This is a genomic window from Listeria rocourtiae subsp. hofi (genome assembly GCF_963575615.1).
GTDB lineage: Bacteria > Bacillota > Bacilli > Lactobacillales > Listeriaceae > Listeria_A > Listeria_A hofi.
This window is the reverse complement of record NZ_CAUYTL010000030.1, coordinates 1-12,898: the sequence shown is the minus strand read 5'-3', so window position 1 is coordinate 12,898 and position 12,898 is coordinate 1. Positions and strand designations below refer to the sequence as shown.

The following is a 12,898-nucleotide window of genomic DNA, read 5'->3' as shown; positions in this document are numbered from 1 at the left end:
TTTTCTAGTCATCATGAAAGCAACGCCAAACTCAACGAGCCGAGAAACGTTGATATTCTAGGCAAAGTCGAGCACTGGAGCGGAGCATGCTTGGGTATGTGAGCACCGGAGCGCAGACTTTAACGACGAAGATCGATGTTTCTCGGCTCGTTGAAAGGTTGACGGGTAGAAAAAAATGCGTTATGATGGAGCCAACAAATGTAAAGGGGTGTCTTTTGAGCCGATGAAAATGTAATCCTATTTTTTAAGAGAATTCGAATAAGCGTGTAATAGATTGGACTTGAGGTCGGTTTATTTGCGGAACGAAATTTTCTAGGATGGGATTGCTGTGCTCAAAATGATGCAGAGCGAATAAAGACAGGTTGTGTGTTGGCTGAATGCTGGCAGGCTTGTTTTCTGACTTCCTATTCTAGAAATAGGAGGTTTTTTTATGTTAGCAATAGAGATAAACGATATAAAAAAAGAGATTGCGGATCGGGTTTTATTTGAAATTCCACATCTGATAGCAAATCGAGGCGAGCGGGTTGGTATTGTTGGTCGGAATGGCCTTGGCAAAACGACTTTACTTGAGATTATGGCAGGTATCACGATGCCAGACCAAGGAGTTGTGACACGAAACGGAACGGCAGGTTATTTGCCGCAAATTTTGCCAGAGGATGCGAAACTTTCTGGTGGTGAAAAAACGAGGAAAGCTGTGCAACGGGTTTTGGCGGAACAACCGAATTTGCTTTTTGCGGATGAACCGACATCTAATTTGGATGTTGATAGCGTGAAACATTTGGAGCGCCAGTGGAAGCGTTATGCAGGTACGTTATTTGTTATTTCGCATGATCGGACGTTTTTGGATGCGATCTGTACGACGATTTGGGAACTGGATCAGTCGCGCATAACGGTTTATCCGGGTAACTATAGTGCTTATGAGGTGGCAAAACAGGCAGAACGTGACAAGGAAGAGGCGGGGTATGAGCAGTACCAGGCTAAGAAGCGGCAATTGGAAGATTCACAACAATATCATGAGAAGACAGCGCAAGGACTTCGGAAACCAAATAAGCGCTTTTCGTCCAGGCAAATTCGGGCTGCAAAACCTGGAAAAGGTGTGCAAGAAAAGAAGCAGCATAAAACAATCAAGGCTATAGAGCAAAGGATTGATCGGTTGGAGAAAGTCGACAAACCTTTTCAGCAAAAGGCGATTAAGATTACGCTTCCTGAACAGAATCAGATTAAGCAAGGAAATACGGTACTTCGTGTTAATGATTTAAGTGCAATAATTGGAGAACGTGTACTCTTTTCGAATGCTAGGTTTAGTTTGAAAAGTGGCAAGAAAGTCGCAATCATTGGGAAAAATGCGAGCGGGAAAACAACCTTTTTGCGTCAAATTATAGGTGCGAATGAGGCGGTTAAACGCGGCGATAACGTGAAAATTGCCTATTTTGATCAGCAATTAAAGCAACTGGATGTGACAAAGACATTATGGGAGAATATCCAAGCAGTTAGTATTCACGATGACCAGATGAATCGGGATTGTCTTGGTAGTTTGCAATTCGTGGCGACTGATTTGGCAAAGAACACAACGGTGTTATCTGGTGGGGAGCGCGTGAAGTTGGCATTAGCAATGATTTTGCTGAGTGATGCGAATGTGCTGATTTTGGATGAGCCGACGAATTATTTGGACATACATGCGATGAAGGCGCTGGAAACGTTGATTAGTGGCTATTCTGGGACAGTTTTGTTTGTATCGCATGACCGAACTTTTGTAAGGAAGGTTGCAACATCATTGTTAGTTTTGGAAGATGCACAGTTGCGACTGTTTGAGGGAACTTATTCGGACTGGGAAGATGCGAAAAAAACAGTGGAATCGCGGGTCGAGGAGGACAAGTTGTTGCTTGAAATGGAGATGTCAGCGATTGCGGCGAAATTAATGGAACCAAGGTTGACTGCCGCGCAAAAGGAAGTGCTAGAGAAACGTTACCAAGAAGTTGTGGCTAAACGCAAGTAAAGGAATTGCGCAAGGATATGATTTCAATGTACAATAGAGAGGTGGCTTGGCCAAGTTTTTAGGAGAGAGGTAGAAAATATGGGACAGCGAAATGTCCAAGATCGATTAGAGATGAAAACGCTAAAAATGGAGCATCTGAGGCAATTCAATGATTTGTTGCGTTACGTGTTTCAAGTGACGAATCAAGAGCTGCATGAGGTTGGCTGGGCAGAGGATGAGATTGAGCAAGCTAAGCGCCCAGTCCTGAGAAAAGCGGATGTGATTGGTTGGTTTGATGGGGATAAATTGATTTCGCAGATGGCTGTTTACCCGATGCATGTGAATATTTTTGGTGAAATATATAAAATGGGCGGTGTGACTGGCGTTGGAACATATCCTGAATATGCGAATTTTGGCTTGATGCATAGCTTGATGCGTGAAAGTTTGAAGGCGATGCGGGCAAGGGAACAGACGATTTCGTATCTATATCCGTATTCTGTGCCGTATTACCGTCGTAAAGGTTGGGAGATTATTTCGGATGTGATGACATTTTCGATAAAGGATACGCAGCTTCCAGAGAATGTTCCTGTGAAGGGAATGGTGGAACGGCTTGATATTGAGCATGAAGATGTCCTGAGAACGTACGATCGTTTTGCGAAAAATCAGCATGTAGCGATGATTCGTGATTCGTTGGCTTGGGAAGAGTACTGGCGCTGGGAACGCGAAGAAATGATTGCGGCTGTGTATTATGATGAGGCGAATGAGCCTCAAGGATTTATGTATTATTGGATTGCGGATGATATCTTTCATATGAAGGAAATGGTTTATTTGACGCAAGAGGCGCGGCATGGCTTGTGGAATTTCATTAGTGCACATTTTTCGATGGTGACACATGTGAAGGGGAAAATGTATACGAATGAGCCGATTGCTTTTCTGATGGAGGATAGCGATATTACGGAGACGATTCATCCGTATTACATGGCGCGGATTGTTGATGTAGAGGGCTTTTTTAAGAAATATCCATTTGCAGAACAGAAAGCTGATTTTCATTTTGTGGTGACAGATAGTTTGTTGGACTGGAATGAAGGCATCCTCGCTTTTCATTGGGATGAGAATGGGTCACTTGAAATCACAAAAGAGGCTCGCGGTGAAGCGGTTGAGATTGACATTCAGACTTTAACAACGATGTTTTTTGGCTATAAACGCCCGAAATATTTGCGTAGAAATGGTCGATTAATGGTGAGCGATGCTGTTATGAAGCAGTTGGAAAAAATGATTCCTAATGAGACACCGTATTTTTCGGATTATTTTTAAGTAGTTATGGAGATTGCCGATTTTGGCAGTCTTTTTTTAGGCGGAAAACAGCTAAATGACTAAGGATTTGCCTGTTATGTAAAAAATAATTTTCTAGTTCCGAGAAAACATACTGGCAATCTGATAGATTTTCAGTATAATAAAAAGAACACAAAAAAATAACTTGAAGAACTATTCACGAAATATTCGCATAATAAGGATGGCAAAATAGAGCGCAATTTTTTATGAAAAGAGGAATGATGCATGACAGAGCCACTTGTGAAATGGTCCTATAAAGGGGAAAAGGGACCGAATTTTTGGGGACACATTTGTGATGAGTACGAAATCGCTAATTCAGGAAAGAATCAGTCACCAATTGATATTCATATGGAAAAAGTAATGGAAGTAAAAGAGGCTTTGCCGTTAGGCTTGGATTATAAGGAAACGAAATACACAGTAAGACGTGTGGAGAACTCAGTACATCTTTTTCCTGAGAGTAAGGAACAAGGCTTGATCTACAATGGGACGAGATATAATCTGGTTGCCTTTCACGGTCATATTCCAAGTGAACATACGCTGAATGAGCATTATTTTGCAATGGAATGGCATTTAGTGCATATGAATGAAGCAGGTGAACGACTTGTTTTGGGCATTTGGATGGAGCAGGAATTAGAAGGTAGTGATTTTGGTGAGCTAGCATCAATTTTTCCTGAGGTATTTGCTGATTTTGGTATTGAAAAAGAGCTTTTGCTAGATGTCAGCGGATTTTTACCAGAAAGTAAGGCTTACTTTACGTATCAAGGGTCACTTACGACGCCGCCGACATTTGAAGGGGTGACATGGATTGTTCTGAGAGATGCAACAAGTATAGCTGAGGAGGATTTTACAGCCTTTCAAGAAATCATCGAGGACACGAATCGGCCGTTACAAGAGCTGGGGAATAGGCAAATTCATCACAGCGCGTGACGACAGACGTTGTATTTTTAGAGTAAAACACTCAAAATGGGGCTTTGGTTATTTCCAAGGTCCCTTTTATAAAATTTGCGAGAGAAAGGAAATGAATCAGATGTATCAGCGAGCGTGTGATTTTGCAGAAAAGGCACATCGGATGCAGCGACGTAAAATAACAGGAGAGCCCTATTTTTCACATCCGCGGAATGTGGCTCATTTGTTGCGCGATGCGGGATTTCGTGATGAAGTTGTTGCGGCGGGATTTTTGCATGATGTGGTGGAAGATACACCAGTAACGCTGGATGAGATTCGAGCTGATTTTGGCGATGAAGTTGCAGAACTTGTGGCTTCACATACCGAGGATAAATTGCAGTCGTGGGAGGCGCGAAAAAGCCATACGATTGAGGTAGTACGCACGGGAACATTGGAGCAAAAAGCGATTATTGTCGCGGATAAGCTGGACAATTTACAGTCTGTTAAGTATGCGCTTAGTTCTGAAGGAGAAAGGGTTTGGAGCTATTTTAAACGTGGCTATGAAGCTCAGAAATGGTATAACGAAAGTATTGTGGCGAATATGTATGAAGGGCTTAAGGAAGATGAAATTCCAAAGTATTTTCAGAGGTATGCAGAGTTGTGTGATTGGGTTTTTAATTGAAAAGCTGAAACGGCCCGTTCAGCTCCGAAAAAAACTGGAGCGGCCGTAGTAAAAAGCCGCTCTTGCTTTTTTCGGAGGGCGTGAAGTTTTCGAGGAGTTGGCCGTTGAAGCTGGATCCGGAGGCGCTGAACAAGATACGGTACAAGGATTACATGCTCACTTTGTTCACATGCGTATTGAGGTTCTAATTTAGCACACTTCGTTTCTTATTTGTCTCACGATTATTCCAAGCTAGGCTTCTTAAGAACCACTGATGGATTACATGCTCACTTTGTTCACATGCGTATTGAGGTTCTAATTTAGCACACTTTGTTTCTTATTTGTCTCACGATTATTCCAAGCTAGGCTTCTTAAGAACCACTGATGGATTACATGCTCACTTCGTTCTCATGCATATTGAGGTTCTAAATCGGCGAGAGATGCCTCGTAAGAACCACAACAAAGCTGGATCCGGAGGCGCCGAACAAGATACGGTACAAGGATTACATGCTCACTTTGTTCACGTGCATATTGAGGTTCTAAATCGGCGAGTGATGCCTCATAAGAACCTCAACAAAACTGGATCTGGAGGTGCTGAACAAGATATAGTACATGGATTACATGTTCACTTCGTTCTCATGCATATTGATATTCTAATTCAGCTAAATACGCTTCATAAGAATATCAACAATATCAACAATATCAACAATATCAACAATATCAAAAAAATATCTGCTAAATTAGGTGTAAAGAACTATTTTTGGTAATTGTTAGACAATAATATTCCTAAACTTAAGGATTTGATGTACAATGAAAACGAATACATCATTAAAAAGGAGTGGATTTCTATGGTTTTTGGAGCGATTGAAGCAGGTGGTACGAAATTTGTTGTGGCGATTGGAGATGCGTCTGGCAAGATTTTGAAACGAGAAACGTATCCAACAACGGAACCGGCGGAAACAATGAAGCTGGTGGAGCGTTTTTTCAAGCAGTATGAAGGGGAGTTAGAAGCGATTGGTGTTGGTTCATTTGGCCCTATTGATGTGCGGAAATCAAGTCCTACATACGGTTACATCACGTCTACTCCAAAATTGGCGTGGCGCAATTATGATATTGTTGGCGCATTAAAACAAGCGTTTCAAGTTCCAATTGGTTTTACAACGGATGTGAATGCGGCGGCGCTTGGCGAGGTATCACTTGGCGCGGCAGAAGGATTATCGAGTTGTATGTATATTACAATTGGAACAGGAATCGGTGCTGGGGCTGTCGTGAATGGCAAAATGCTAGAAGGTTACTCGCATCCTGAAATGGGGCATATTATGGTTCGGCGTCATAAGCATGATCGTTATCAAGGAAACTGCCCGTATCATGATGACTGCTTAGAAGGGCTTGCAGCGGGTGGTGCTATCGAAAAGCGCTGGGGTAAGAAGGGCATGGAATTAGCAGAAAATGAGGAAGTTTGGAATTTAGAAGCACATTATATTGCGCAGGCGTTGATGAACTATAGTTTAATCTTATCACCAGAACGGATTGTTATTGGTGGCGGTGTTATGAAACAACGTCAAGTTTTCCCGCTCGTTCGCCAGAAATTAAAAAAATTGATTGCTGGTTATATCCAGTTGCCTGATTTAGAGGAGTATATCGTACCACCGAAATTGGAGGATGATGCAGGGATTACTGGCTGTATTTTGCTAGCGGTACAGAAGAAAGAAGAAGTCTAGATTTTCGCATAAGAACAGCCATTTTCCGGCGAAGTGGTTGTTTTTTGTGAATCATTGTGAGAAAATGTACATGAAATGAAAATTGTATCGGAGGAAAAATTATGTCAATCACGGAATTGTTACATATCGAATATCCAATTTTGCAAGGAGCGATGGCACAAATTGCGAAGGCGCCGCTTGTTGCTGCTGTATCGAACGCTGGAGGTTTAGGCATTATCGCATCTGGTGGAATGAGTGGTGAGGAGCTACGAACTGAGATTCAAAAAACGAAGGCGTTGACGGATAAACCGTTTGGCGTAAACTTGATGTTGATGATGACGAACATCGAGGAATTGACGGCGGTTATTATTGAAGAAGGCGTGAAAGTTGTGACGACAGGCGCTGGAACGCCGAAAACGTACATGCCGATTTGGAAAGAAGCTGGAATTATAGTTATCCCAGTTGTACCATCTGTTATGATTGCGCGTAAAATGGAGCAACTTGGTGCGGATGCGATTGTAGCAGAAGGCACAGAAGCGGGTGGGCATGTTGGTGAAACGACAACGATGGCGCTCTTGCCACAAGTAGTGGATGCTGTTTCGATTCCAGTCATTGCCGCTGGTGGGATTGGTGATGGTCGCGGGATTGCGGCTGCTTTTGCATTAGGCGCGCAAGGAGTGCAAATGGGGACACGTTTCCTTGCAACGGAGGAATGTCCGGTTCACGAGAATTTTAAATTGGCTTGTTTAAACGCAAAAGATCGTGATACGGTCGTGACTGGACGCCGAAATGGAGCACCGGTTCGCAGCATAAAAAACAAGATGATTAAAGAGTATCAGCGGTTGGAGGAGGAAAACGTGGATCGCGATGTGCTAGAAGAATTGACGCTTGGGTCGCTACGTAAAGCTGTACAAGAAGGTGACACTGAAAATGGTTCCGTTATGGCAGGGCAAATTACGGGGATGATTACCGAAATCAAACCTGTTAGTGAGCTAATACAAGAGATGATGACACAAGCAAAGCAGGTAGCGGTAGCAAGCGCGTTAACTATAAAATGATGATAAAAAAAACAGTCTTGATAGCCTCGTAATAGAAGGAATCAAGACTATTTTTTTATTGAACTGCGTTTGGATCCATATACATAACTTCCCAAAGGTGACCATCAGGATCTTGGAAACTACCACTGTACATGAAGCCGTGGTCTACTTTATCATTAGAAACAGAACCGCCAGAAGCAAGTGCTTTTTCAACAAATGCATCAACTTCATCCCGATTCTCAGCGGAGAAACCTAAAATAGATTCTGTTGTTGTTGTTGCATCTGAAATGTCTTTTTTTGTAAAGTTTTTAAAGAATGGTTCCACTACTAGCATAACAAAGGTGGTGTCGTTTAAAATCAAACATGTAGCATTCTCATCTGTAAATTGTGGGTTGAATTCAAAGCCGAGTGCTGTGAAGAAGTCCACCGATGTATTTAAATTTTTTACTGGTAATGTGATAAAAGTCATTTTTGCTTGTACCATTTTTTCACTCCTATTCTTTTTTAATCTTTCTTATTATACTTTATTTTTAGATAGATTCATAATAAATGACCTAGAACTTTGGAAAGCCTAGATCATTTGTTTTATCATTCATTTTTTGCTTTTTTAATCATAGCTCTGATTTGGTCAAAACCAGTGCCACCATAAGAGTTACGTTTTGCTACTGCTGTATGAGAAGCAAGTGTGTGATAAATATCTTGCTCAATAGCGGGATGAATCGCCTGATAATCAGCAATTGTTACATCCTGTAAATATATGCCTTTTTTAGTGCAATCGAGAACGAGTTTCCCGACAATCTCATGTGCTTCGCGGAACGGTATGCCTTTTTTGGCGAGGTAATCAGCAAGCTCGGTCGCATTAGAAAAGTCTTTTTGGGTCGATTTTTCCATCACCGATTTATTCACCTTCATTGTTTCAATCATTCCAGCGAAGATATCCAAGCTCGTTTTTACTGTATGAACTGTATCGAACATGCCTTCTTTGTCTTCCTGCAAATCTTTGTTATACGCGAGTGGTAATCCTTTTAAGACAGTCAGTAAGCCAAATAAGTTGCCGTAAACACGCCCTGTTTTTCCACGAATTAATTCTGCCATATCCGGATTTTTCTTCTGTGGCATAATACTACTACCTGTTGCAAACGCATCAATCAATTCGACAAACTGGAATTCATGACTCGTCCATAAAATCAATTCCTCACAAAAACGCGACAAATGTGTCATCAAAAGAGCACTGTTACTCAAGAATTCAATAATGAAATCGCGATCACTAACACCGTCTAAACTATTATCATACATTGCACTAAATCCAAGCTGTTCCGCACTGTATGCCCGATCAATTGGAAAAGTCGTCCCCGCAAGCGCAGCACAGCCAAGTGGTGAAATATCAATCCGTTTTATACTCTCCGTTAAGCGCTCCAAATCACGGCTAAACATACCGTAATAAGCCAGCAAATGATGCGCAAAAGAAACCGGTTGGGCGTGTTGTAAGTGCGTATAACCAGGCATGATTGTTTCTACATGATTCTCCGCCTTTGCCACGAGCACCGTCCGCAAATGTGCCAAAGAAGCGATAATCTCTGTAACGGCATCCTTCAAATATAAATGCATATCCGTTGCCACTTGGTCATTTCGACTCCGTGCCGTATGTAATTTTCCAGCCACAGGCCCAATTTCCTCGTGCAATAATTTCTCGATATTTAGATGAATATCTTCGTTTACCACGCTAAATTCGAGTTCACCGGCCGCCAATTTTTCAGCAAGAATTTTAAGCCCTGACTTGATTTGTGAAGCTTCATCTTCCGAAATAATCCCGCATTTTCCAAGCATTTCCACATGCGCTAAACTGCCCGTAATATCTTGCTTTGCCAATTTTGCGTCAAAGGAAATCGAGGCGCCGAATTCATCAATCCACGCCTCACTTTTTCCTTGAAAACGACCACCCCATAATTTTTCCATGATTCACACCTCTGTTTTCGCGTTTAATTTTGCATTGACTTCCGCGCTAACTTTCGTTGGTAGGCCCCAAAGCTTAATGAATCCAACCGCAGCATCTTGATCGAATGTATCTGCCGAAGTATACGTTGCTAGGTTCTCGTCATATAGCGAGTTCGGTGATTTCCGACCTTCCACAATCGCATGTCCTTTGAAAAGCTTCATCCGAATGGTACCATTCACATATTTTTGCGTATCTTTCAAGAAAGCGACTAGAGAACTCGTCAAAGGTGAGAACCAAAGTGCGTTGTAGATAACTTCACTAATTTTTTGCTCAATCACAGGTTTAAAATGTGCGACTTCACGAACGAAAGTCAAATCTTCGAGCTCTTTATGTGCTGTAATTAAGGCAATCGCAGCTGGACATTCGTAAACTTCACGCGATTTAATGCCAACAAGACGGTTTTCAATGTGATCAATCCTACCAACACCGTGAGCACCTGCAATTTTGTTTAATTTTTGAATTAGAACAGCTAAGCTTAAGGGTTCGCCGTTCAAAGCAACCGGAACCCCTGCTAAAAACTCGATTTCGATAATTTCCGGTGTATTTGGTGTGTCTTCAAGTGCGACCGTTAAATCGTATGCAGCTTCAGGCGGAGCAACCCATGGATTCTCCAATACGCCACATTCATTGGAACGTCCCCACAAGTTTTGATCGATAGAAAATGGGTTATCTAAATCAATCGGAACCGGGATATTATGTTTTTGTGCGTATTCAATTTCCTCTTCACGTGACCACTTCCAATCGCGAACTGGCGCAACAACTTTCAAATCAGGAGCTAAAGCGTGAATCGCCACTTCGAAACGAACTTGATCATTTCCTTTTCCGGTACAACCGTGTGCGATTGCAGATGCACCTTCTTGTCTGGCTACCTCTACGAGTTTTTTCGCAATTAATGGACGAGAAAGGGCAGAAATAAGCGGATACTTCCCTTCATAATAGGCATGAGCTTGTAGAGCGATTAAAGCGAACTCTTCTGCAAATTCTTCTCTTGCGTCAATTGTATATGAAGCAGAAGCTCCGACTTGGAGGGCTTTTTCTTTAATAAATTCCAAGTCTTTTCCTTCGCCAACATCTAAACAACACGCAATCACATCATAATTTTCCTCTGCCAACCATTGAATCGCAACGGAGGTATCTAAACCACCAGAATAAGCAAGAACGATTTTTTCTTTTGTCATTTCTACATCCCCTTTTATTAATAAATATACATTTCGACAAAACTAATAATACCATCATACTAGTGTTAATTCAACTATTTTATTTATTATTATTCATATTTTTGTTTAAATATCCATATGAAAAGATATCAAATCGCACCATGTCGCGCATTCTACTAACCTACAAATTGGTTAAAATTTTTCAAAACTGCTATACTTAAAAGGTGAATTGACTGAGATTATTTTAGAGGAGTGAGCGTAATTGAAACAGACATTGAAATGGATTGGTATTGTTTTAGTCAGCATCGTATTGTTACCACTAGTTGCTATTTTCTTCATCTATAAGAAAGCAATCGGTAAGCGGGAATACGATCCAAAGGTTCTTGATAATCTAGAAGAAGCGGCACAAGACTATGTGAAAAAAACTGCGCCTTTATCGGATGTAGATTCACGTTACAAATACATCCGCCTAGCTGAGAAAGCAATTCCAGCAGCGAAAGAAATTGAAGTTGGCGAAATTGAAAATAAAAAAATAGATGGCCCCGGTGGTAAAATCAGTCTTCGCATTTATTCACCAGAAGAAGACGGCCCATATCCGTTGATGGTATATTTTCACGGTGGCGGATTTGTAACGGGTAGCGTACAGTCAACAGATGGTATTGCTCGTAAATTAGTTCAGGCGACAGGATATCGAGTGATTTCGGTAGATTACCGTTTAGCACCAGAAAATCCGTTCCCAGCAGCAATTGAAGATGCGTATGCAACAGTAGCATGGGTTTCCAAGCATTTAACGAGCTTACGTGCGAAATCGAAGGATATTGTCGTAGCAGGAGACAGCGCTGGTGGAAATATCGCTGCGGTTGTTGCCCAGTTAGCGAAGTCAAAAGGAACTCCGAATATTTCGAAGCAAGTTTTGTTATATCCACCGGTTGATATTTTTTCGAGAGACGCTTCTGTTCTTTACCCATCAATGGATGAGTTTGCGGAAGGCTATGTTTTGACAAAAGAATCATTGGATAAATATTTCAAGCTGTACTTATCAGGTTCAACCGATCGTAAATATGACCCGCTTGTTGCCCCAGTTCGTAATAAAGACGTTTCAAAATTACCAGCAGCATTTATTGCGACTGCTGAATATGATCCATTGCGCGATCAAGGAGAAGCATATGCACAGAAATTAAAAGATGCAGGCGTCCCTGTTTACGCGAAACGGTTGGAGAAAGTAACGCATGGCTTTATGAGTACGCCTTCTGCTGCAACGGATGAAACGTATGAATTAATCAGTGAATTTTTACAAGAGAAATTATAATAAGAAAAAGGTAGCGGTTTTTGACTGCTATCTTTTTTGCGATTTTTTTCTATTTGTGGGAAGATAAATGAAAAGAAGGGACGTGGAATCATGACTTTAGGAAAAATTTTGATTGCGGAGGACGATAATGATATTAACCATCTTATTTCAGATGTGTTGATACGCGCAGGATACATGGTGACACAAGCATTTTCAGGGACTGAAGCAAAATTATATTGGAATAGTGAAGCATTTGACTTATTGTTGTGCGATTTGATGCTACCTGGGATGACGGGAGAGGAGCTTGTGGCAGAGATTATGGAAGCGCGGGATGCAACACCACCAATCATTATTATTTCGGCTAAGAATACAGTGATGGATAAGGTGGATTTGTTGAAATTAGGAGCCAGCGATTACATAACAAAGCCATTTGATATCGAGGAGTTATTGGCGCGCGTGGAGGTACAATTACGTAAAAAAAGAGTGGAGGCTGGTATCAAAGAAGACTTAGTTTTGAATGGGTTACGCTTGTCGAAGGAACGATACAGTGTTCAGTTGGATGGAACGGATATTCACTTAACAGCGCGGGAATTTGGGATTTTGCAGTTACTTTTTAGTAATCCTGGAAAAGTTTTTACAAAGGAGAATATTTTTGCATCAGTTTGGGGCGCAACGGAATTTATTGATGAGAACACAGTAAACGTACATATGAGTAATATTCGTGGAAAACTAGGAAAAGTTGCGCCAGACAGAGAATTTATTGAGACCGTCTGGGGGATCGGATTTAAAATGAGGATGGGACAAAAGTTGATCTACAAATCAACGGATGTTCCATCCTCTTTATATGTATATAGAAATAAGTACACA

The 12,898-nt window shown here is 41.5% G+C and carries 12 protein-coding genes; 9 read left to right on the top strand and 3 right to left on the bottom strand.

Going from position 1 to position 12,898, the window contains the following annotated elements; genetic code table 11:
- Positions 1–430 precede the first annotated feature (430 nt).
- The 7 genes from abc-f (at position 431) to R8925_RS12135 (ending at position 7,611) form a co-directional block, all read left to right on the top strand.
- The gene (gene abc-f / locus R8925_RS12165; protein WP_430536110.1) at positions 431–1,996 is read left to right on the top strand and encodes a ribosomal protection-like ABC-F family protein; all 1,566 of its coding nucleotides are present in this window, start codon (positions 431–433) and stop codon (positions 1,994–1,996) included.
- A gap of 78 nt (positions 1,997–2,074) precedes the next feature.
- Positions 2,075–3,289: a GNAT family N-acetyltransferase gene (locus tag R8925_RS12160; RefSeq protein WP_430536109.1), complete on the top strand. Its 1,215-nt coding sequence runs from the start codon at positions 2,075–2,077 to the stop codon at positions 3,287–3,289.
- 243 nt (positions 3,290–3,532) lie between these two features.
- Positions 3,533–4,234: a carbonic anhydrase family protein gene (locus R8925_RS12155; RefSeq protein WP_430536108.1), complete on the top strand. Its 702-nt coding sequence runs from the start codon at positions 3,533–3,535 to the stop codon at positions 4,232–4,234.
- A 100-nt stretch (positions 4,235–4,334) separates the two neighbouring features.
- Positions 4,335–4,874: an HD domain-containing protein gene (locus R8925_RS12150; protein WP_430536137.1), complete on the top strand. Its 540-nt coding sequence runs from the start codon at positions 4,335–4,337 to the stop codon at positions 4,872–4,874.
- A gap of 419 nt (positions 4,875–5,293) precedes the next feature.
- Entirely contained in the window at positions 5,294–5,620 is a 327-nt protein-coding gene (locus tag R8925_RS12145; protein WP_430536107.1) for a hypothetical protein, read from the top strand.
- Between the two features lie 81 nt (positions 5,621–5,701).
- Positions 5,702–6,574 (top strand): ROK family protein, encoded by an 873-nt coding sequence (locus R8925_RS12140; protein WP_430536106.1) that lies wholly within the window; start codon positions 5,702–5,704, stop codon positions 6,572–6,574.
- 101 nt (positions 6,575–6,675) lie between these two features.
- The gene (locus tag R8925_RS12135; protein ID WP_430536105.1) at positions 6,676–7,611 is read left to right on the top strand and encodes a nitronate monooxygenase; all 936 of its coding nucleotides are present in this window, start codon (positions 6,676–6,678) and stop codon (positions 7,609–7,611) included.
- Positions 7,612–7,666: 55 nt separating this feature from the next.
- Here the strand turns inward: R8925_RS12135 and R8925_RS12130 are convergent, their stop codons facing one another.
- The 3 genes from R8925_RS12130 to R8925_RS12120 form a co-directional block, all read right to left on the bottom strand.
- A complete protein-coding gene (locus R8925_RS12130) occupies positions 7,667–8,074 on the bottom strand; it encodes a VOC family protein (protein WP_430536104.1) in 408 nt (135 codons plus the stop codon).
- A 104-nt stretch (positions 8,075–8,178) separates the two neighbouring features.
- A complete protein-coding gene (gene argH / locus R8925_RS12125) occupies positions 8,179–9,546 on the bottom strand; it encodes an argininosuccinate lyase (protein ID WP_430536103.1) in 1,368 nt (455 codons plus the stop codon).
- A 3-nt stretch (positions 9,547–9,549) separates the two neighbouring features.
- The gene (locus R8925_RS12120) at positions 9,550–10,764 is read right to left on the bottom strand and encodes an argininosuccinate synthase (protein ID WP_430536102.1); all 1,215 of its coding nucleotides are present in this window, start codon (positions 10,762–10,764) and stop codon (positions 9,550–9,552) included.
- Positions 10,765–11,005: 241 nt separating this feature from the next.
- Between R8925_RS12120 and R8925_RS12115 the strand changes: the two genes are divergently transcribed.
- Positions 11,006–12,052 (top strand): alpha/beta hydrolase, encoded by a 1,047-nt coding sequence (locus R8925_RS12115; RefSeq protein ID WP_430536101.1) that lies wholly within the window; start codon positions 11,006–11,008, stop codon positions 12,050–12,052.
- Between the two features lie 90 nt (positions 12,053–12,142).
- The coding region (locus R8925_RS12110) for a response regulator transcription factor (RefSeq protein WP_430536100.1) at positions 12,143–12,898 on the top strand (756 nt) is incomplete at its 3' end.